This is a genomic window from Sphaerisporangium rubeum (genome assembly GCF_014207705.1).
Classification (GTDB): domain Bacteria; phylum Actinomycetota; class Actinomycetes; order Streptosporangiales; family Streptosporangiaceae; genus Sphaerisporangium; species Sphaerisporangium rubeum.
This window is the reverse complement of sequence record NZ_JACHIU010000001.1, coordinates 1,453,901-1,473,610: the sequence shown is the minus strand read 5'-3', so window position 1 is coordinate 1,473,610 and position 19,710 is coordinate 1,453,901. Positions and strand designations below refer to the sequence as shown.

At 70.6% G+C, this 19,710-nt stretch carries 19 protein-coding genes; 5 read left to right on the top strand and 14 right to left on the bottom strand.

Going from position 1 to position 19,710, the window contains the following annotated elements:
* The first annotated feature begins 10 nt into the window (after positions 1–10).
* Positions 11–1,426, top strand: a complete 1,416-nt coding sequence (locus tag BJ992_RS32600) for a cellulose binding domain-containing protein (RefSeq protein ID WP_184979004.1) — start codon at positions 11–13, stop codon at positions 1,424–1,426.
* 3 nt (positions 1,427–1,429) lie between these two features.
* Here BJ992_RS32600 and BJ992_RS06365 read toward each other — a convergent pair whose 3' ends face one another.
* Positions 1,430–1,801 carry a hypothetical protein gene (locus BJ992_RS06365; protein WP_184979003.1) on the bottom strand — a complete coding sequence of 124 codons (372 nt, stop codon included), beginning with the start codon at positions 1,799–1,801 and terminating at the stop codon, positions 1,430–1,432.
* A 145-nt stretch (positions 1,802–1,946) separates the two neighbouring features.
* Between BJ992_RS06365 and BJ992_RS06360 the strand changes: the two genes are divergently transcribed.
* Positions 1,947–2,492 (top strand): hypothetical protein, encoded by a 546-nt coding sequence (locus BJ992_RS06360; protein ID WP_184979002.1) that lies wholly within the window; start codon positions 1,947–1,949, stop codon positions 2,490–2,492.
* A gap of 139 nt (positions 2,493–2,631) precedes the next feature.
* On the opposite strand, the gene glmM is transcribed toward BJ992_RS06360, so the two are convergent.
* The 3 genes from glmM to rplM are packed head-to-tail and all read right to left on the bottom strand — an operon-like array spanning position 2,632 to position 5,009.
* Positions 2,632–3,993 (bottom strand): phosphoglucosamine mutase, encoded by a 1,362-nt coding sequence (glmM, locus tag BJ992_RS06355; protein ID WP_184979001.1) that lies wholly within the window; start codon positions 3,991–3,993, stop codon positions 2,632–2,634.
* Complete coding sequence (gene rpsI / locus BJ992_RS06350) at positions 3,990–4,514, bottom strand: 30S ribosomal protein S9 (protein WP_184979000.1); 525 nt, start codon at positions 4,512–4,514, stop codon at positions 3,990–3,992. Before rpsI ends, glmM begins: the two co-directional genes overlap by 4 nt.
* 51 nt (positions 4,515–4,565) lie before the next feature.
* Complete coding sequence (rplM, locus tag BJ992_RS06345) at positions 4,566–5,009, bottom strand: 50S ribosomal protein L13 (protein ID WP_184978999.1); 444 nt, start codon at positions 5,007–5,009, stop codon at positions 4,566–4,568.
* 363 nt (positions 5,010–5,372) lie between these two features.
* Here rplM and BJ992_RS06340 point away from each other — a divergent pair, with 363 nt between their 5' ends.
* The 3 genes from BJ992_RS06340 (at position 5,373) to BJ992_RS06330 (ending at position 12,653) form a co-directional block, all read left to right on the top strand.
* Positions 5,373–6,116, top strand: a complete 744-nt coding sequence (locus BJ992_RS06340) for a CAP domain-containing protein (protein WP_184978998.1) — start codon at positions 5,373–5,375, stop codon at positions 6,114–6,116.
* 35 nt (positions 6,117–6,151) lie between these two features.
* Positions 6,152–8,038, top strand: a complete 1,887-nt coding sequence (locus BJ992_RS06335; protein WP_184978997.1) for a hypothetical protein — start codon at positions 6,152–6,154, stop codon at positions 8,036–8,038.
* A gap of 439 nt (positions 8,039–8,477) precedes the next feature.
* On the top strand, positions 8,478–12,653 hold the full coding sequence (locus BJ992_RS06330; RefSeq protein ID WP_184978996.1) for a hypothetical protein: 4,176 nt from the start codon (positions 8,478–8,480) through the stop codon (positions 12,651–12,653).
* 282 nt (positions 12,654–12,935) lie between these two features.
* On the opposite strand, the gene truA is transcribed toward BJ992_RS06330, so the two are convergent.
* The 10 genes from truA to BJ992_RS06280 all read right to left on the bottom strand — a co-directional run bounded on the left by truA (position 12,936) and on the right by BJ992_RS06280 (position 19,685).
* Positions 12,936–13,847: a tRNA pseudouridine(38-40) synthase TruA gene (truA, locus tag BJ992_RS06325; RefSeq protein ID WP_184978995.1), complete on the bottom strand. Its 912-nt coding sequence runs from the start codon at positions 13,845–13,847 to the stop codon at positions 12,936–12,938.
* A 352-nt stretch (positions 13,848–14,199) separates the two neighbouring features.
* Positions 14,200–14,745 carry a 50S ribosomal protein L17 gene (gene rplQ, locus BJ992_RS06320; protein WP_184978994.1) on the bottom strand — a complete coding sequence of 182 codons (546 nt, stop codon included), beginning with the start codon at positions 14,743–14,745 and terminating at the stop codon, positions 14,200–14,202.
* Between the two features lie 118 nt (positions 14,746–14,863).
* Positions 14,864–15,880 carry a DNA-directed RNA polymerase subunit alpha gene (locus BJ992_RS06315; protein ID WP_184978993.1) on the bottom strand — a complete coding sequence of 339 codons (1,017 nt, stop codon included), beginning with the start codon at positions 15,878–15,880 and terminating at the stop codon, positions 14,864–14,866.
* 116 nt (positions 15,881–15,996) lie between these two features.
* Entirely contained in the window at positions 15,997–16,623 is a 627-nt protein-coding gene (rpsD, locus tag BJ992_RS06310; RefSeq protein WP_184978992.1) for a 30S ribosomal protein S4, read from the bottom strand.
* A gap of 20 nt (positions 16,624–16,643) precedes the next feature.
* Positions 16,644–17,048 carry a 30S ribosomal protein S11 gene (rpsK, locus tag BJ992_RS06305; RefSeq protein ID WP_184978991.1) on the bottom strand — a complete coding sequence of 135 codons (405 nt, stop codon included), beginning with the start codon at positions 17,046–17,048 and terminating at the stop codon, positions 16,644–16,646.
* A 40-nt stretch (positions 17,049–17,088) separates the two neighbouring features.
* Positions 17,089–17,469 carry a 30S ribosomal protein S13 gene (gene rpsM, locus BJ992_RS06300; RefSeq protein ID WP_184978990.1) on the bottom strand — a complete coding sequence of 127 codons (381 nt, stop codon included), beginning with the start codon at positions 17,467–17,469 and terminating at the stop codon, positions 17,089–17,091.
* Between the two features lie 195 nt (positions 17,470–17,664).
* Positions 17,665–17,778 (bottom strand): 50S ribosomal protein L36, encoded by a 114-nt coding sequence (gene rpmJ, locus BJ992_RS06295; protein WP_003956441.1) that lies wholly within the window; start codon positions 17,776–17,778, stop codon positions 17,665–17,667.
* A 105-nt stretch (positions 17,779–17,883) separates the two neighbouring features.
* Entirely contained in the window at positions 17,884–18,105 is a 222-nt protein-coding gene (infA, locus tag BJ992_RS06290; protein WP_012887858.1) for a translation initiation factor IF-1, read from the bottom strand.
* Between the two features lie 497 nt (positions 18,106–18,602).
* Positions 18,603–19,073, bottom strand: a complete 471-nt coding sequence (locus tag BJ992_RS06285; protein WP_184978989.1) for a hypothetical protein — start codon at positions 19,071–19,073, stop codon at positions 18,603–18,605.
* Positions 19,074–19,247: 174 nt separating this feature from the next.
* Positions 19,248–19,685, bottom strand: a complete 438-nt coding sequence (locus tag BJ992_RS06280; RefSeq protein WP_184978988.1) for a DUF1707 domain-containing protein — start codon at positions 19,683–19,685, stop codon at positions 19,248–19,250.
* Positions 19,686–19,710: the final 25 nt, after the last annotated feature.

Here is a 19,710-nt window from a genome sequence, read left to right as displayed (position 1 = left end):
GAGGCGTGTCATGATCGTCCGGGTGTTCTCCCGTCCGTTGCGGGCCGTGCTGGTGTTCGTCTGTGTCGCCGCACTCGTGGCCACCGGGACGGCCTGGCGCGCGTACGCGGTGCCGGACACCTCGTCCCCCGTCACCGGCAACTCGACGTACTTTGATGCGCTCGGCTCACCGTACGGGGGGTGCGGGCTGCCCCAGGCGCAGCTGGACAGCCCGCACTTCGTCGCGCTGAACGTCTACAACACTCCACGGGACTACAACTTCTACCCGCGGCCCATCACACCGGACCAGGCCGCCAAGATCGGCGTGTGGGACAACGGCCGCAACTGTGGACGTTTCGTACGGGTGTCGTTCGGTGACTTCTGCACCGGGGTGAACGACGGGGCGGCGAACCAGGCGTTCTGCCGTAACGGCTCGTGGGTGGCGGACGCCTACAACGGGGCCACCCTGACCATGGTCGTCGCCGACAGCTGCGGGGACACCAACGCCTGGTGCCGGGACGACCCCTACCACCTGGACCTGTCCAAGCACTCCATCAACCAGTTCGTGAAGAACGGCGCGCCGGTGGGAGACCTGCTGCCGAACCACTTCAACAACCGGCGGGTGACGTGGTCGTTCATCCCGGCACCCGACTACACCGGTGACATCCGCATCGGGTTCCTGCAGGGGTCACAGCGGTACTGGACGGCCATCGCGGTGTCGCACCTGGCGAACGGCATCCACGGGGTGGAGTACTACTCCGGCGGCACGTGGCAGCCGGCGCAGATGAACAGAGACATGGGGCAGTCGTTCCTCCTGTCGCCGATCGTGAGCGGGGGGACCGAGTACCGGATCCGGGTGCGGGACGTCACCGACCAGTTCGTCAACGGCGGCAGGGAGTACACGTTCTCGCTTCCCTCGGCCTGCGGCACGCAGTGCTCGGCGGCGTACACGGCGGCGACGTACACGACCAGCGGCGGCTCCACCGCCACCCCGACCCCGACTCCCACCGCCACGCCGGCCCCGACGCCGACGCCGACACCGACACCGACGCCGACTCCTACGCCAACGCCGACACCGACACCGACACCGACACCGACACCGACACCGACACCGACACCGACACCGGGAGCGTGCCGGGTGGCGTACTCCACCAACGACTGGGGTGGCGGCTTCGGCGCGAACATCACCATCACCAACACCGGGCCGGCGATCAGCTCGTGGACCCTGCGGTTCGTCTACCCGACCACGCAGCGGATCCTGCTCTCGCAGGGCTGGTCGGCCAACTGGACGCAGAGCGGCGCCGCCGTCACCGCCACCAACGTGGCGTGGAACGGATCGCTCGCCACCGGCGCGTCCACCCAGATCGGCTTCAACGGCACCTACACCGGCAGCCTCGTGCGTCCGGACAGCTTCACCCTCAACGGAGCGGCCTGCACGGCGACGTGAGGCTCAGCGCCGGAACATCAGGCGCACGCAGACGCCGACGGCGATGGCCCCCACCGCGAACAACAGCAGCATGCAGGAGACGGCGAGGCCGACCAGCCACAGGCCGCCGGCGTCCGGCGCGGGGTCCGCTCCGCGCCAGACCGCAAGCAGGGCCGGCGGGACCGCGAACGGCACCAGGGCCGCCACGGCCGTACGCACCGTGGCGGCCATGCCGAGGATCACCCCGCCGAGCAGCACGGCGGCGAACATCCACGGGTAGAGCAGCGAGCGGAAGAACTCCCCATCGGTGCCGGTGACCGTGAGCACCCACGTCACCAGGGCGCCTGCGGCGAACGAGCAAGTGGCGAGCAGCCGATGGCGGTACCGGTGCGTCACGAACAGCCACCCTAGAGTACATACGCCGGCCGGCGGACATGGCGCGATAAATGCGGTTGAGTCTCCAGTAACTGGAGGGTGGAGGGTTGTCCTCGGCACGCCGGAAGGCGTCGCCTTGATACCACGACCCTGGGAGATGAGAGAAATGGCGGAACTGGGAGGCCTCACCGCTCGCGAGCGGCAACTGATCATCGACGAGTTCGTCGAGCAGGCGTTCGCGGGCATCGACCCTGACGCGACGGGGGCCAGGATCGCCGAAGGCATGCGTATCCTGCCGCAGGACGCGCCGGACGAGCTCCAGCCGGAGAAGGCGGCGGCCTGGGCCGAGCTGACCGGGTTGCTCGCCGACGGCTCCTTCCGTGACCGGGTGCGGCAGATGGCGGTGACCGGAGCCCGTGGCCAGGAGGAGCCGCGCTACGACCCGGCGCCGATCACCGAGCACGCCGGCGCCGCCGTGGCGGCCGGTGTCGCGCCTGACTCCGCGCAGGCCAAGGAGATCGTGGACCGCGTCGTCGGCGCCGGCGCCACGGCCGAGGAGAAGGCCACGATCGCCGGTCAGATCGAGACGTTCGCCGACCGGCGGGTGGAGCGCTACTGGGAACTGATGGGTGTGCTCAACGACCGGCCGGCCTTCCCCTCGGCCGTCCCGGCCTTCGAGTGGTTCGCCGCCGCTCTGCGCGCGCACGCCTGACCGGCCACGTGGCGCGGTGTGGCGTCCACGACGAGAACAGGGACGTTCCTCGCACCTGACCGGACGACCACGCGGAGAAAGAGAAACAGCCGGGCCCGGATGACTCCGGGCCCGGCCGCGTGACATCTCGTCGCGACGGTCAGCCGCAGGTCCTGCGCACCACCTCGGCCAGATGACCCGCGAGGCGCTCGGCCTCCTCCTCGGACTCGGCCTCCACCATCACGCGCACCATCGGCTCGGTGCCGCTCGGACGGATCAGCACCCGGCCGGTGTCGCCGAGGGAGCGTTCCACCTCCGCCACCGCGGCGGCCAGCTCACCGGACGCCGCCGCCTTGGCCTTGGAGACGTCCCTGACGTTCACCAGCACCTGCGGCAGGCGTGACATCGCCGACGCCAGCTCGTCGAGCGGACGGCCGGACCGGGTCACCTGCGCGAGCAGGTGGAGCGAGGTGAGCAGGCCGTCCCCTGTGGTGGCGTGGTCGAGCATCACCACATGCCCGGACTGCTCACCGCCGAAGTTGTAGCCGTTCTCCCGCATCGCCTCAAGGACGTAACGGTCGCCGACCGCCGTCTCGACCATGCCGAGACCGGCCTTGCGCAGAGCGAGCTTGAAGCCGAGGTTGGACATCACGGTCGCCACCACGGTGTCCTTGGCGAGAGTGCCGGCGTCGTGCATGGCGAGCGCCAGGACCAGCATGATCTGGTCGCCGTCCACCACCTGGCCCGACGAGGTGATCGCGAGGCAGCGGTCGGCGTCGCCGTCGTAGGCGATGCCGGCGTCGGCGCCGGACTCGACGACCGCGGCACGCAGCCCGTCGAGATGGGTGGAGCCCACACCCTCGTTGATGTTGAGACCGTCAGGCGACGCGCCGATGGTCTCCACCACCGCACCCGCGCGCAGCAACGCCTCCGGCGCCACCATGTGCGCGGCGCCGTGCGCGCAGTCCAGCACGACCCGCATGCCGTCCAGCCGTCCCGGCAGGGACGTCAGCAGGTGCGACACGTAGCGGTCCGCCTCGCCGAACGCGTCACGAACGCGGCCGACCGCGGCGCCGACCGGCCGGTTCCACTTCTCACCGAGCCGCTGCTCGATGTCGTTCTCCACCGCGTCCGGCAGCTTGAAGCCGCCGCGCGCGAAGAACTTGATGCCGTTGTCCGGCGCCGGGTTGTGCGACGCGGACAACATGACGCCGAGGTCGGCGCCGAGGGCCGAGGTCAGGTGCGCGACCGCGGGAGTGGGGAGCACGCCGAGGCGCAGCACGTCCACACCCGACGACGCGAGGCCGGCGACCACGGCGGCCTCGAGGAACTCCCCCGAGGCACGCGGGTCCCGGCCCACGACGGCGACCGGGCGGCCACGCCGCCCGACGCTCGACTCGAACGCACCGGCATCACCGAGGACATGAGCGGCCGCGACCGAGAGGTCCATGGCCAGCTCCGCCGTGAGGTCGCGGCCCGCGACCCCACGGACGCCGTCGGTGCCGAACAGACGGCCCGTCAACGCTTGCTGTACTGAGGAGCCTTACGGGCCTTCTTGAGGCCGTACTTCTTGCGCTCCTTCTCCCGCGCGTCACGGGTCAGGAAGCCTGCCTTCTTCAGCGGCGGCCGGTTGACCTCGGTGTCCAGCGCGGTCAACGCGCGGGCGAGGCCCATGCGCAGCGCGCCGGCCTGGCCGGTCACGCCGCCGCCGTCGATGCGCGCGAAGACGTCGAACTGGTCCTCGGCGCCGAGCGTCACGAACGGCTCGTTGACGATCTGCTGGTGGACCTTGTTCGGGAAGTAGTTGTCCAGCGAGCGGCCGTTGATGGTCCACTTGCCGGTGCCCGGCACGATGCGCACCCGGGCGACCGCCTCCTTACGACGGCCGGTCCCGTACGAGTTGCCCGTGGTGATGGGCTTGCGCGCGGGGGCGTCGCCGGCGGGAGCGGACTCGGTGGTGTACTCGGACGGGAACTCCTCAGAGCTGTCCGTGATGTCCACTTCGCCCTCGAAGGGCGTCTCGACACCGGTGGGCTCAGCCACGGTTCTCCTCTAACTTTCGATCTTTACGTCAGCCGTCGGCCGACGGTGCGGCTACTGGGCGGTCTTGGTGAGCTCGAACGGCACCGGACGCTGAGCCGCGTGCGGGTGCTCGGAACCGGCGTACACCTTGAGCTTCTTGGCCATCCTGCGGCCGAGAGCATTCTTGGGAAGCATGCCCTTGACGGCCTTCTCGACGGCCCGGTCCGGACGCTTCTCCATCAGCTCGCTGTAGGGGACCGCGCGGAGGCCACCGGGGTAGCCGGAGTGGCGGTACGCCTTCTTCTGCTCGAGCTTGTTGCCGGTCAGAGTCACCTTGTCGGCGTTGATGACGATGACGAAGTCACCGGTGTCGACGTGCGGCGCGAAGATCGGCTTGTGCTTACCGCGGAGCAACGTCGCGACATGGGTGGCCAGCCGACCCAGCACCACGTCGGTGGCGTCGATGACGTACCACTGACGTTCGACGTCGGTGGCCTTAGGGGTGAACGTGCGCACGGTGGTAAGCCTTCTGGTCGGGTTCGGCAATCGATCACGGAGGTCATGGGCGGGCACACGACGGCCCAGACCTTCCGTCTCCACACAACGGGAGATGACGCCGGACGCGCCGCACACCGGTCTCGACGGACCGATCCGCACACAACAAATGAGCAGACTACCGGCCGGAGCGGGTGCCGGTCAAAACGGACCGCCTGCCCGGGGCCTGCTCGTCCAGTGTACGGCCCGTCCGGCGAGTGTCCGGCGAAACCGGTAACCCGTGTCTCTTCTTTAACATTGGACAACCTCTCTATATTTGACAGCGGTATGTGCCAGCGCTTCCATCTCCGGCATACCCAGCGGTTTCCCCGTCGCCGGACCCATGTGGGTCTGTTGGCGTGCCTGGCCGGCTTCCTGTTCGGCGCGATCACGATCTCCTGGCTGAACCCGGCCCGAGAGGTACCGCGTGATCTCTACCTCCAGCCCGCCACACCGGCACCCGCGAGCAGCCGTCTGCTGGCGGCACCCGAGCCCGCCGACACGCGGCCGCCGCTCGCCCCCGTGGCCCGGCCCGAGACGCAGCACACCGGCCGGCCGCACAGCGTCGCTTCCCACACACCGCGCGGCACCGACGACAAGCCCTCCAACGTCATCGACGGCTCAGGCTCCGGCGGCACGTCCGGCACCAGGGTCGGCACCGCGAGCGGCACCGGCGGCGACGGCTCCCCCGGCGCGGAGGGGCTGCCACCCGCGCAGCTGGAGGCCGCGGCCGTCCGGCTCACCAACCAGGAACGCACGCGGCGCGGCTGCGCTCCCCTGCGGGTGGACGGCCGCCTCACCAGGTCCGCGCGAGCACACAGCCGCGACATGGCCGCCAAGGGGTACTTCGACCACAACTCCCCGCAAGGCGTCACGCCGTGGCAGCGCATGGCGCGCGCCGGCTACTCCAACAGCGCGGCCGAGAACATCGCGCGCGGCTACGCGTCGGCCGAGGAGACGGTGCGCGGCTGGATGGCCAACGCGGGGCACCGCCGCAACATCCTGAACTGCCAGATCACCACGGTCGGCGTCGGCGTCGCGTACGGCGGCGGCGACATATGGTGGACCCAGGACTTCGGCTATTCCTGACCTGTCCGGTCGCGCCGCCGGGTTAGTCTCGGCGCATGGGTTACCCCGGGGAACAGCCGCCGCGCCGCCAGCCGTACCGCCCGTACGAACCCCCGCCCACCCCTGAGGGCGAGGAGTCGTCCACCGGTCCCGCCGACCCCTGGCCCAGCGCGTCCGCCACCCCTGACCCGTCGCCGTCCGGCTCCTCCTCCGGCGAGCCCTCGCCGTGGTCGGCGTGGTCGCCGTCCAGCTCAGGGCCGTCCTCCGCGCGGCCCGGCGAGACGCGCCGGCCGCTGAGCCGCATGGAGGAGCGACGGCGCCGTGCCGAGGCCGCGCAGGCCCAGACGGAACAGGCCCAGACAGAGACGTCCTCCGGTTTCGACGCCTTCGGCACCGGGTCGCGGTCCGGCGGATCCACCGGCACCGGTTCCTTCGCGGGCCTGCCGGGTGGCGGATCGCCGGAGAGCGGCGGTTCACCCGCGCAGACCTCCGGCCCGTTGCCGCCGTCGCGCGGGCCGTTCGGGACCGGGGAGTTCCAGGCGTCGTCGTTCGGAGCCGGACGCGACTTCGGTGAGGACGCGGCGGCGCGACCTCTGGAGGGCCCGCGGCGGTCCCCGGAGAGCGGGCCCTCCGGCCCCCGGCCCGCGGAAGGTCTTCCGGTCCGGTCCCCCGGCACCGGCCCGTTCCCGGCGAGGGCGGGTGCGGCAGGGCCGCAGGCCCCCGACCCGTTCGCGGCGTGGGCGGCGCCGGCCGTTCCCGCGGCCGAGCCAGGGCAGGAAAGCTCGTTCACGGCGCGGCAGGCGCCGAGCAGGCCGTTCGCCGAGTCCCGCACCGACCAGCACTTCCAGGAGCAGCGCACCGGCTCCTCCGACACGCTGCGCACCCCCACCGACCCCTTCCAGGCGGTACGCGGAGCCGGCCAGGAGCAGACCACGCGCCGCGGCCCGTTCGCCGCGCCGACCGCCGCCGAGACCACCTCCGGCCCGCGGACCACCACCGGCGACCTCGGCGACCCCCCGGCGTCCGGGACACGCGGCGGCTTCTCCGCCTTCGGCGAGTCCACGGCGGCCGGACCACGCGGCGGCACGGGTTTCGGCGAGTCCGCGGCCGCCGGGACGCGTGGAGGCAAGGCCGCCGGCGGCTCGTCAGGTCGTCGCGGCGACGGCGGCAAGGCGCAGCCACCGATGCGTGAGTACCGCAGCGAGCCCGAGGAGCCGCGCCGCCGTTCCAAGCTCCCGATGGTCCTCGCGGGCGGCGTGGCCGCGCTGCTCGCCGCGGGCGGCGCCGCCGTGATCATCACCAGCGGCGGCGACACCCCCGCCGCGCCGGCCACGACCCCCCGTCCCGCCAACCAGGTGCCGATCGTGGTCGGGGCCGACAACAAGGACGGCTACACCGCGTCCCGCAAGACCGACCCCCAGCCGCTGACCCTGAACGAGCTGTTCGGCCGCAAGAAGATCACCGCCAAGGGCCGCGACTACCACATGACCGTGCGCCGCGCCGACAAGAAGTGCAAGGACGCCGTCCACGGCACCGCACTGCAGAAGGCCCTGGCCTCAGGCGGCTGCACCCAGCTCCTCAGAGCCAGTTTCCGCGACTCCTCCAGCACCCTCATCGGCACGGTCGGCGTGGCCAACCTGCGCACCGCCGCCGCGGCCGCCAAAGCCGGCAAGACCGGCCGCGGCGGCGAGCTGGAGGACTACGTCAACCCCCTCCAAGGCAAGGACCCCGCCACCAAGCTCCTCGGCAGCGGCACCGACTCCTACGCCATCGCCTGGTCCCAGGGGCACTACCTGATCCTCCTGTGGTTCCAGTACAAGGACGGCCACAAGCCCACCAAGACCGAACTCAAGCGCCTCAACCGCGCCGCCATCGACATCACCGAGGCCACCATCTTCCCGGCCCTGGACACCCGGGTCCTCACCGGAGCGCGCACAAGCTGACCCCTCCCCACCGTCGCGCCTGTGGTCTGCCGACCCCTGCCACGTGTGTCTCCCTCCGACGCCGCATCCGTTCCCGTGCGACCGTCTCCGCCGCCGACATACGGCCACGTCCCGGTAGTGGACATGACGGATCAGGTCCCCAGCCGTCATCGCCACCAGGCAGGCAGGAAGGCTGAGCTTTTGTACAGCCGGTGCCTGGCGGAACGGAGCCCCCGGAGGTGCCGGACGGCATGGCACCGGTGCACGATCCGGCTCCAAGGCCAAGGAGCACGGCACGGCTCCTTGCAGGCTCCTCATGACGGTGGCCGTTGAAATCCAGCGAACCTCTTCCCCGAAATCCGTCTATTTGTCTACTTATGCCGACAAATCGGACGGGAACCTAGACCGGGAAACACCCATAGCGGTATGCCGGTCCTCGACTCTGGATACGCTTCCGCGTATGCGTGGCCAGGATTCCGGCTCCGAACACGACCGCCAGTCCGAGGGCTCCGGGGCTCCGGCGATGCCACCCCCGAGCTTCGGCCAGGCGCATCCCTCCGTGCCGCAGCCCGAGCAGACCAGAGCGGACCAGCCGACCTCAGGAACCTCCACCTGGTTCCGTGAGCCGGCCCCCGACCAGCCTCCCGGCCCCCCCACCGCGTCACCTGCCGGCCCCGGCCACCCCTCTGGCGCCACTCCGGCCTCCAACCGGCCCGTACCGCCTCCTTGGCCTCCCACCGCATCCCCCGCCGGCCCCGGCCAACTGTCCGGCGCCACTCCGGCCCCGGCCGACCTCGCCGGCCCCTCGCCGGCTCAAGGCATCGGCCCCGACTGGACCCTCCCCACCACCTCGGCTCCACACACCCCGCCTGCGGGCTCCACGCCGGCATCCACTCCCGGTGCGGGCTCCCCCGGCGCCACACGCCCCGGGACGGACTTCAGCTTCGGCGCCGACGCGCAACCCTGGGCACCGGACGAGCGTTTCCCCACTGAGAACGAGTGGTTCACGGCCCCGCACCCCGCTCCGGGCTCACCCGGCACCTACCGGCACTCTGACACAGCCTCCGGGACGGACCGCGACGTGACCTGGGGAAGCGGCACCGTCCCTCCGCCGCAACCCCCCTACCGGCCCTCCGACGCCGTCCCGCCGTCACCGCAGGACGTCCGGTGGCCGCTCCCCGCACCGGTCGCGTCACCTCCCCCCGCGCCGGTCGCGGACCCCGGACCGGCCCCCTGGGATCCGTTCGGCGCCGCGGCCACCAAGGACGCGCCGTACGGCCAGGACGCACCTGCGCGCGCGCCTCAGCCCGACCCGCTGACCGCGCCGTACGAGTCCCTCACCGCGCCGTACGACCCGCCGCTTTCCGCCTCGTACGGCCGTCCCCCCGCTCCGTACAGCCCTCAGCAGGACACCCCCACGTCCTCTCCGGCGCAGGACACGCGATACCAGCTCCGCGACACCCCGTACCTGCGCCAGAACCCGCCGTCCCACGCCGGCCCCCAGGACGCGCCGCTCTACCCGCACGACGCACCCCCTCTTCCCGGCATGCCCCCTCAGCCGTCATCGCCGCCGAAGGACGCGCTCCACACAGCCGGGAACGCGCCGTCCACCCCCGATCTCCCCCTCCCCGTCCCCCAGGACGCTCTGTGGTCACCGCCACACGCCGCACCACCTCAGGACGCTTCACCGTCCTCTCCGGCGGAGCCACCGACCAGTCAGGTACGGAACCGAAACCTCCCGCCGTACGGCGACATCCCGGTCTGGCCGCCGACACCCCCCGAGGGGCCTCCGGCCCCACCCCCGCCGACGGCCCGGCCCACCACCGGCGACCTCCTCTCCGCCGCACCGTCACCCGCGCCGGCGTCCCCCCTCACCCCACCGGCGACAGACCCACCGTCCACGCCGCCCCCCGGCGCACCGGCGCCGGCCGCACCCGCTTCCGGTACCGCGACTCCGGTGACGCCGTCGGTCCCCCTCTCGCCTCCGGCGGCCTGGGGCGCGTCCTCCGGGTCCGCGTCCGTGACGTCCTCACCGGTCCCCCCTCCGCCTCCTGTGCCTCCGCAGCCGGAGCCGTCCCCCACGATCCCGCCTCCCTCTCCTCCGCCTGAGCCGACCCCGAACATCCCGGCCCCGCGCCCCCCGGGCCCCGACGCCGTCCCTCCGGGCCCGGCCGATCTCGCTCCCGGCTCCGGCCAGGGCCAGAAGCCACCAGCCACGCCGCCGCGTCCCGAGTCCACCGTCCGGCCTCCCGCACCCGACACCGGCCGACAGGAACGCACCACGGCCCAGGGACCGGCCTCGCACCGGGCCCCGGGCACTCCCCTTCCTCCGGCACCGGTGACCTTGCCTGGGCTGACCTCCCGCCACTTCACCGAGCCGAGCGGGCCGGCGTCCGGAGGTGGTTCCGCCACCGACGCCACGTCACCACCACAGGGTTCCAGCCCTCCCACCGGCCCGGCCGTCCCCGGCTCAGGCGTCACCGGCCCCCCGGCCCCGGACTCGGCCCGCACCGCTCGTCCCACCCGGGACCCCTCCCGCACCGGCCGTCCCGCACCCGGCACACCGCTGCCTCCGGCCCCCCTGACCAGTACGGCCCTGTCCTCCTCACCTGCCTCCCCCACCAAGGACAATCGCCGTCGCGACGACGACCGAGCCTCGGACACCCCAGGACCGGCCTCCCCGGCCGGCCACTCGTCCACAGCCGGTGGACAGCCACCGAGCCCCACAAGCACCAGAGTTCCTTCCGCTCCTGCGGGCTCGGGACAACCATCCGGCCCCACAACCGCCGGACAACCACTTGGCCCCCCAAGCACCGGACAATCGTTCGGCCCCTCAAGCACCGGTCAGCCCTCCGGCCCCGAAGGCACTGGACGGCCCCCCGGCCTGACCGGCGATGAACAGCCGTCCGGCCCGTCCAAGACCGCGAAGCCCTCCGGCCCCACGGACGCGCGACCACTGACCGGAACCCTGCTACCTCCCCCCAGGCCACCCGGCACCCCGCTTCCCCCCGCCCCCCGAAGCCTGGACCCCCTGTCCACACCGGCCCCGGCCACGCCGCCGAACACTTCTCCCTCGTCCCACCCCGCCAAGACACCGGCGAGCGCGAATCCCACTGACTCGATCCCCTCCGGCCCTCCCGCCACCGCCGTCCCCGGCACCTCAACACCGGGAACAACCCCTGGCGACTCCACCCTCGGAACAAGCCCCGTCGGCCCCGCATCCGGGGCCACTCCCGGCGGCCCCACCCCTGGGACAAGCGCCGTCGGCCCCACATCCGCCGCACCTCCCGCCACCACATCCGCCGGACCTTCACCGACCAACCCCACCCCGGCAGCCACCGGCGCGTCCCCCGGAACCAGTGCGGCGATCCCTCCCACCACCGGCATGACGACCGGGACCCCAGCCGGTCCAGCCCCCACACCCGCCACCGGTTCGCCGGGACCGGGGCCGGCCATCGTCACCGGCGACCCGATCGACCCCACCAGCCTCATCACCCCCACCACACGCACCACCCCTCTGAAGCCGAACAGCCCCGCCTCCGCGTCCAGCCCTTCCTCAGGCACCGTGCCGCCTGCCAGGACGGCCGGTCACGGAGCAGCACCCGCCGGTACGACGGCCGGCGAGCCGTTCGGCGGCGCCATCGGCACCGGTGGGCCAGGAAGCGGTGATAGACCGTCCGGAACCGTGGAACGGCCGGCCGGAACCACGGAACGGCCGACCGGAACCACGGAACGGCCGACCGTGATCACGGCACGGTCGACCGGAGCCGCGGAGCGGTCGACCGGGGCCGTGAAGTGGCCGCCTGGGACCACCGAGGGATCGTCGGGAGTCGTCGAGCGTCCGCCGTTCGTACCGCCAGGAGCCTTGGTGCCGGTGTCGACCGGCACGCCGGTCCCCCCACCGCAGCGCAAGACGCGGAAGAGGACAGTCCTCGCGGCAGGACTCGCGGTGGCGGTCGCGGCACTCGGCACAGCGGCGTGGTTCGGCTATCAGACCTACTCGAAGCCCAGTGACTCGCTGACCCTGCCGCCGCCGATTCCCTCCGTCGACCCGCAGATCCCGGAACCCGAGAACACGGTGCCTGCCGAACCCGCGCCGGTCGAGACCACGATGCTGGACTCCGAGCAGAGCGACCCACGCAAACTGACCCTCAAAGAGGCCTTCCCACGCCAACGCGTGGTGATCAACGGCCGTACCTACCTGCGGGTCAAGGCCGACATCACCGCCAAGTGCGACAAGGTCGCCGCAGGCGTGTTCGCCGCCGCACTCAAGAAACAGAAGTGCAGCCGCGTGCTACGCGCCACATACGTCGACGCCAGAAAGAAGTACGCGATCACGACTGGCATCGCGGTCTTCCCCACCAAGGAGGCCGCGGTCGCCGCCGACCAGAAGAAGAACCTGGCCAAGACGATCTGGTTCCGCGGCCTCGCCGGCCCAGCAAGCAGCGGAGCCAACAAGGCCGACATCTCCGGCGGCTACGCGGCCGGCCTGGTCTGGGGCCGCTACATCGTCTTCAGCTTCGCCACCTACAGCGACGGCCACACCCCCACCAAACAGGAAAAAGACCTGGCCCCCGTAAGCGGCGCCCTCCGCGACCAGACAGCCACCGTCCTGGAGAAACGCCTGACCAAGTAACCCACCCCCACCGCGCCGACGCCAAAACGCTCGGCGCGGCCCCCGGCCGATCACCGCGGAACGACGCCGAATTCACCCCACCACGTCGGCACCGTCCAAGCCCTCGTCACACCGACCCAAGAACACGCGGCACGCCGCGAACGGCGCCGAATTCACCGCACCACGTCCCACCGCGCCGGCGCCTTCCGACACCCTTCCGACGACGAACAGCGTGCGCCGATCTCTCCCCGATCCGGCTACGCGACCTCCTCTCACCTCGTTCCCTCCCGGACAAGCGGAGCGTCATGTGGGCCGGGTCAGGGTGCGGAGGCGGCGGGTGAGGTGGGTTCGGGGGAGGAGTTGGTCGGGGGGTGGGTAGTGGACTTCTTCCAGGCAGAGGCCGTGGGCGGGGGCTACGTTGACGCCGGAGTCGCGGGTGCCGGAGGTCAGGACGGTGGCGGGCCAGTGGGGGGGTCGCAGGGATTCGCCTACGGCCAGGAGGGAGCCTACGAGGGCTCGGACCATGGAGTGGCAGAAGGCGTCGGCGATCACGGTGGCCGACAGGAGTCCGTCGGGGGTGCGGGTCCAGTCGAGGTGCTGGAGTTCGCGGATGGTCGTGGCACCGTCGCGGCGTTTGCAGAAGGCGGCGAAGTCGTGTTCACCGAGCAGGCCGGCGGCGGCGGTGTTCATGGCGGCGACGTCCAGGGGACGCGGGTACCAGAGGACTTCGCGGCGGCGCAGCGGGTCCACACCACCCGGAGCGTCGCAGACCCGGTACACGTAGCGCCGCCACAGGGCGGAGAAACGCGCGTCGAAGCCTTCAGGCGGCTCGGTGACGGCGTGGACCCGGACGTCGAGGGGCAGAACACCGGCGAGGCGGCGACCGAGTGCCAGGAGCCGCTCAGCGGTCGTCAGCCGGCCCTGGTCGGCCCGCCGTTCCACCGCGGCGAGGGCCGCGCGGGGGAGGTCGACGTGCGCGACCTGGCCGCGGGCATGCACGCCGGCGTCGGTACGGCCGGCGACCGTCAGAGAAGGACCGGGATTCAGCCGCAGCACCCTGGCGAGTGCCGCCTCGAGTTCCCCTTGCACCGTCCGCCGGTTCGGCTGCCGTGCCCACCCGGAGAACTCGGTCCCCTCATACGCCAGATCGAGCCGAACCCGCACCACGTCTGCCCCCGTAGGGACGTCTGTAGTCACCGCCGTCTCCTCTCCCATCTCCCGTCCTCACCTCCTCGCACTCACCGTACGTGGATCCCGCCGTCCGAACCGGTCGCCGCCGGCCACCCCACCCGCCACCGGACGAGGAGCTCGAGGACCGGATCCGTGGCCGCCGGCCTCCACACCTCCGGACCACACGATCACCATAGGGAGATCTGGACGGCCGAGCGGTCGTCGCTCGCGCGATCGCCGTACGGAGATTCGCCACGGGTGGACCGGTCCTCGACGTTCTCCCCATCTTCGATCCGTGTGGCCGGCTGGTGAGGGTCGACGCGCCATCGGGGCAAACGAACGGGCCCGCCTCACCTCGAGGTGGGGCGGGCCCGCTGTGGAACGGTGGTGCGGTGGGTCAGGACTCGTCCTTCTTGTCCGCGGGGGTGGAGTCCTTGTCCGCGGGGGTGCTGTCGGTCGCGGTGGGCTCGGTGCCGTCGGTGGTCTCGTCGGCGGGGGCGTCGGACTCGGGGAGTTCGACGACCTCCTCGGCGGGAGCCGGAGCCGGGGCGGCCGGGGCCTTGCGGGTCGTGGTGGTGGCGTTCAGGGGCTCGGAGACGAGCTCGATCACGGCCATGGGGGCGTTGTCACCGCGACGGGGGCCCAGCTTGGTGATGCGGGTGTAGCCGCCGGGACGCTCCGCGAAGGTGGGAGCGATCTCGGTGAAGAGGTGGTGGACGACGCCCTTGTCCTTGACCACGGTGAGGACCTGGCGACGGTTGTGGATGTCGCCCTTCTTCGCCTTGGTGATCAGACGCTCGGCGAGCGGCCGGAGGCGCTTGGCCTTGGCCTGGGTGGTGCGGATCTTGCCGTGCTGGAACAGCTGCGTGGCGAGGTTCGCCAGGATGAGCCGCTCGTGCGCGGGGCTGCCACCGAGGCGAGCGCCCTTGGCGGGCTTGGGCATGTTCGTTCTCCTTTGGGATAACCCGCTCCGGCCGTATCAGGTACCGGGGTCGGGCCGGGGGCCACCGAACCCGCGGATTCGTGGCCCCCGTTCTAAAAAAGGCGGGTGGTGAGCCCGGTCAGTACTGCTCGGTCTCGACGTAACGCGCGTCGTCGTCGTCGTAGTCGCCACCGGCGACGGCGCTCGGGTCGAACCCGGGAGGCGAGTCCTTGAGCGCGAGCGACATCTCGTGCAGCTTCTGCTTGACCTCTTCGATGGACTTGGCACCGAAGTTACGGATGTCCAGCAGGTCCTGCTCGCTGCGCGCGACCAGCTCGCCGACGGTGTGGATGCCTTCGCGCTTGAGGCAGTTGTACGAGCGGACGGTGAGGTTGAGCTCCTCGATCGGCAGCGCCAGGTCGGCGGCGAGCGCCGCGTCCGTCGGCGACGGGCCGATGTCGATGCCCTCGGCCTCGACGTTCAGCTCGCGGGCCAGGCCGAACAGCTCGACCAGGGTCTTGCCGGCGGAGGCCACCGCGTCGCGGGGCTTCATCGACGGCTTGGTCTCGACGTCCAGGATCAGGCGGTCGAAGTCGGTGCGCTGCTCGACTCGGGTCGCCTCGACCTTGTAGGTGACCTTGAGCACCGGCGAGTAGATCGAGTCGACCGGCACGCGGCCGATCTCCTGGCCGGGCTGCTTGTTCTGCGCGGCGGAGACGTAACCACGGCCGCGCTCGACCGTGAGCTCCATCTCGAGCTTCGCCTTGCCGTTCAGCGTGGCGATGTGCAGGTCGGGGTTGTGCACCTCGACACCGGCCGGCGGCGCGATGTCGGCGGCGGTGACCTCACCGGGACCCTGCTTGCGGAGGTACATCACGACCGGCTCGTCGTGCTCGGAGGAGACGACCAGCGCCTTGAGGTTGAGGATGATGTCGGTGACGTCTTCCTTGACCCCGGGAACGGTCGAGAACTCGTGCAGCACGCCCTCGATGCGGATGCTGGTGACGGCCGCCCCCGGGATGGAGGACAGCAGCGTGCGCCGCAGAGAGTTGCCGATGGTGTAGCCGAAGCCGGGCTCCAGCGGCTCGATCACGAACCGGGAGCGGGTCTCCTCGATCGACTCCTCGACGAGGGACGGGCGCTGTGCGATCAGCATGTAGGTCTCCCCTTTGTTCCGCGGGGCCCGCTATTTGACCACCGCGTCTGGGTACTTCATCGCCTGTGCCGTACGGCCCAGGATACGGGCCGTACGGCGTGAGGCGCTTCGAGCCGCTACTTGGAGTAGAGCTCGACGATCAGCTGCTCCTGGACCTGCGTGTCGATCTGCTGGCGGACCGGGAGCTGGTGCACCAGGACCCTCAGCTTGTCCGGCACGACGCCGAGCCAGGCCGGGACGGTGCGGTCGCCCGCGGTGGCCCGGGCCACCTCGTACGGCATGAGGTTGCGCGACTTCTCGCGGACCTCGATGATGTCGTGCTCCCGCACCCGGTAGGAGGGGATGTCGACCTTCTTGCCGTTCACGAGGATGTGACCGTGGCGCACCTGCTGGCGGGCCGCGTCGCGGGACACGGCGAGGCCGGCCCGGAACACGACGTTGTCCAGGCGGCTCTCCAGGATCTGGAGGAGGTTCTCGCCGGTCTTGCCGGTCCGGCGGTTGGCCTCTTCGTAGTAGTTGCGGAACTGCCGCTCGAGAATGCCGTAGATGCGGCGGGTCTTCTGCTTCTCACGAAGCTGAAGCTGGTACTCCGACTCCTTGGGCCGGCCGCGGCCGTGCTCGCCCGGCGGGTAGGGACGGATCTCGATGGGGCACTTCGGGGACTCGCACTTGGTGCCCTTGAGGAAGAGCTTGGTCTTCTCTCGCCGGCACAGCTTGCAGTCCGCTCCGGTGTAACGAGCCATATCTTCTGTATCTCCTGGCCTCAGACGCGACGGCGCTTGGGCGGACGGCAGCCGTTGTGGGGAACGGGGGTGACGTCCTGGATGGACCCCACCTCCAGGCCGGTGGCCTGCAGGGACCGGATGGCGGTCTCGCGACCGGAGCCCGGGCCCTTGACGAACACATCGACCTTGCGCATGCCGTGCTCCATGGCGCGGCGGGCGGCGTTCTCGGCGGCCATCTGCGCGGCGAACGGGGTGGACTTGCGGGAGCCCTTGAACCCGACGTGGCCGGCACTGGCCCAGGAGATCACGTTCCCGCTGGGGTCGGTGATCGAGACGATCGTGTTGTTGAACGTGCTCTTGATGTGGGCGTGCCCGTGAGCGACGTTCTTCTTCTCCTTGCGGCGCACCTTCTTCGGTGCGGCCTGGCGGCTCTTCGGAGGCATGTAGCCAAATCTCCTGAGGTGGTCGGTCCTGCTGCGCGGACTACTTCTTGCCGGGCTTCTTCTTGCCGGCCACGGTCTTCTTCTTGCCCTTGCGGGTACGCGCGTTGGTCTGCGTGCGCTGACCGTGCACAGGAAGGCCGCGGCGGTGCCGGATGCCCTGATAGCAGCCGATCTCGATCTTGCGACGAATGTCGGCCTGCACCTCACGGCGCAGGTCACCCTCGATCTTGAAGGTGGCCTCGATGTAGTCGCGCAGCGGGACCAGCTCGGTGTCGCTGAGCTGGTGCACCCGGAGGTCCCCGCTGATGCCGGTCGCGTTGAGGATCTCCACAGCGCGGCTGCGGCCGATTCCGTAGATGTACGTGAGAGCGATCTCCAGCCGCTTGTCGCGGGGGAGGTCGACGCCAACCAGGCGAGCCATGGTCGGGCATTCTCCTTCGTGTGGCGGAGGTCCTGCGCGTCACTACCCCTCCCCATGCCCGGGGTGAGGGCCCCGGCCTCCGACCGGGGGTCGTCCACGTGGTACGGCCGGAGCCGCCTGCGCGGATGTGATGCGCGTTTACATGTCGGCCGGGTCAGTCGCCGCCGTCGAAGAGGCGGGCCGGCCCGGGGGCGATCAGCCCTGGCGCTGCTTGTGGCGCAGGTTGTCGCAGATCACCATGACGCGACCGTGCCGGCGGATCACCTTGCACTTGTCGCAGATCTTCTTGACGCTCGGCTTGACCTTCATAGTCCTTAGTCATTCCTCAGACGGCCCGCCCACCGGCCTGGTAGGACCCGCCGTCGCCGCGCGGAGCACGGCCTGGCAGGTCTTCCTCGCCGCCGGTAAGGGGGCTTACTTGTAGCGGTAGACGATCCGCCCACGACTCAGGTCGTAGGGGCTCAGTTCGACGACCACCCTGTCGTCGGGAAGAATCCGGATGTAGTGCATCCGCATCCGTCCGCTGATGTGGGCCAGGACCTTATGGCCGTTGTCGAGCTGCACCCGGAACATCGCGTTCGGGAGCGACTCCACCACAGTGCCCTCGATCTCGATGGCGCCGTCCTTCTTGGCCATGTCCCTCGCGTTTCACTGATCGGTCGTCTGAGGTCTCGGAACACTACGCAGCCGCGACCACGCGCGAAGAGAGAGCGGCGCTCACAGGGCCGCACGACACGCGATGGTCATAGTGAACCGACAAAGGAGTGTACGACAACCGGCGAGGAATTGCGAAACGCCTGGCGCTTGTCCGGACACAACCGGCCTCCATGCTACCCCAGATCCGGCCGGCGACGTGGATCTCCATGCTCCGGCACAGGGGTACGCGCCCGCCCGCCGTACGGTTCCGCCGACACCGCCGGTCGGACGGGCGCGTGCTCATCACTCCCCTCCGCTACAGATCAGCTACCCGGCTACAAACCGGGAAACTGGCCATGAGTGGTAAAGCCTGTGTCCATTGCCTGTGAAAAGGAGAAAGAGCGGACGCTCCCCCGAGCGCCCGCTCTGATCCCCAAATCTCACCCCCGCGTCCGACACCCCCTCGCGGAGACCGGACGGTGGACCCTCCTCCAGGTCTAGAAGACGTCCTTGTAGCCACCGCAGTCGTCGAAGCGGTCGTCGCCCTCGCACACACGGATGTCGAAGTCGTCGAAGCCGTCGCTCTTGCGGAAGCCGCCGAACTTGCTGAAGTTCAGCCGGCCGAACGTCTTGTAGTACTTGGTGTGGAAGCCGCGGTCGTCGTGCCAGCGGAACCACACGTAGCTGTAGTCACGGTCGTGGTCGCGGTCGAACAGGCTGCCGTAGAACCAGTAACGGCCGTCCGACTTGGTCCAGTAGCCCTTGAAGTACGACCGGTCGCCGGAGTCCTCGCCCCTGCCGAAGCGGGAGTGGATCGGGCCGAAGAAGTGGCGCGAGGACTGCGCCGCGGCGGTGCCGCTCGTCCCCGCGGCCGACGCCGAGGCGGCGGGAGCGGTGACGGCGGCGAGCCCCGCCGCCAGCGACCCGGCGAGGGCGGTGCTGACGAGCAGGTTGCGAAGGTTTCGCACGGTTCCTCCTGGTTGCGAGCGTCCTCGGGAATCGAGGACGGTTCCCCGTGCCCGGTGAGCGGTGCCGCTCGTTTCCGGACAGCGCTCACATTAGGAAGCCGTGACCCACCGATCTGCGTACGAATACACACTCACCGCCGAACGTGCACAACGACACATTAGGACGCTTCGAAATCACTGTTCCTTGTTCGGAGGATGATGACTCATGTCGAAGCCGAAGATCGAGCCGATGAGCAGGATCACCCCCCACGGCCCCCCGACCCACATGGGCCAGAAGTAGTCGCCAGGGCTGGTCATCAGGTAGATGACCGTGCAGATCGCCACCACCATGGCCCACGACCCCCAGGCGGCCTTGAGCCCTTTGCGAACGGCGTCGTCACGGCCGGCCCGCGCCGGCGCCTCGGCCTTCGCCGGCGTGGCGGCGAGGTCGGTGCTCGGCAGGTCGGAGGTGATCCTCTGCAGCTCGCCGTACGTGCGGCTCTGGTAGACCAGCTCCAGCCGCTCGCTGAACTCCTCCATGGTGAGCCTGCCCTGCGCGGCGTGCTCGCGCAGCTCACCGGCCACCCTGTCCCGGTCGCCGTCCGACGCCCGCATCTCCGGTGCCGCCGCCATCACACCTCAACTCCCTGACGCGCAT

Coding starts and splice junctions, on each gene's coding strand:
- BJ992_RS32600 (WP_184979004.1), top strand. CDS start 11: ATGATCGTCCGGGTGTTCTCCCGTCCGTTGCGGGCCGTGCTGGTGTTC.
- BJ992_RS06360 (WP_184979002.1), top strand. CDS start 1,947: ATGGCGGAACTGGGAGGCCTCACCGCTCGCGAGCGGCAACTGATCATC.
- BJ992_RS06335 (WP_184978997.1), top strand. CDS start 6,152: ATGGGTTACCCCGGGGAACAGCCGCCGCGCCGCCAGCCGTACCGCCCG.
- BJ992_RS06330 (WP_184978996.1), top strand. CDS start 8,478: ATGCGTGGCCAGGATTCCGGCTCCGAACACGACCGCCAGTCCGAGGGC.
- truA (WP_184978995.1), bottom strand. CDS start 13,847: ATGGGAGAGGAGACGGCGGTGACTACAGACGTCCCTACGGGGGCAGAC.
- rplQ (WP_184978994.1), bottom strand. CDS start 14,745: ATGCCCAAGCCCGCCAAGGGCGCTCGCCTCGGTGGCAGCCCCGCGCAC.
- BJ992_RS06315 (WP_184978993.1), bottom strand. CDS start 15,880: ATGCTGATCGCACAGCGCCCGTCCCTCGTCGAGGAGTCGATCGAGGAG.
- rpsD (WP_184978992.1), bottom strand. CDS start 16,623: ATGGCTCGTTACACCGGAGCGGACTGCAAGCTGTGCCGGCGAGAGAAG.
- rpsK (WP_184978991.1), bottom strand. CDS start 17,048: ATGCCTCCGAAGAGCCGCCAGGCCGCACCGAAGAAGGTGCGCCGCAAG.
- rpsM (WP_184978990.1), bottom strand. CDS start 17,469: ATGGCTCGCCTGGTTGGCGTCGACCTCCCCCGCGACAAGCGGCTGGAG.
- rpmJ (WP_003956441.1), bottom strand. CDS start 17,778: ATGAAGGTCAAGCCGAGCGTCAAGAAGATCTGCGACAAGTGCAAGGTG.
- infA (WP_012887858.1), bottom strand. CDS start 18,105: ATGGCCAAGAAGGACGGCGCCATCGAGATCGAGGGCACTGTGGTGGAG.
- BJ992_RS06280 (WP_184978988.1), bottom strand. CDS start 19,685: ATGGCGGCGGCACCGGAGATGCGGGCGTCGGACGGCGACCGGGACAGG.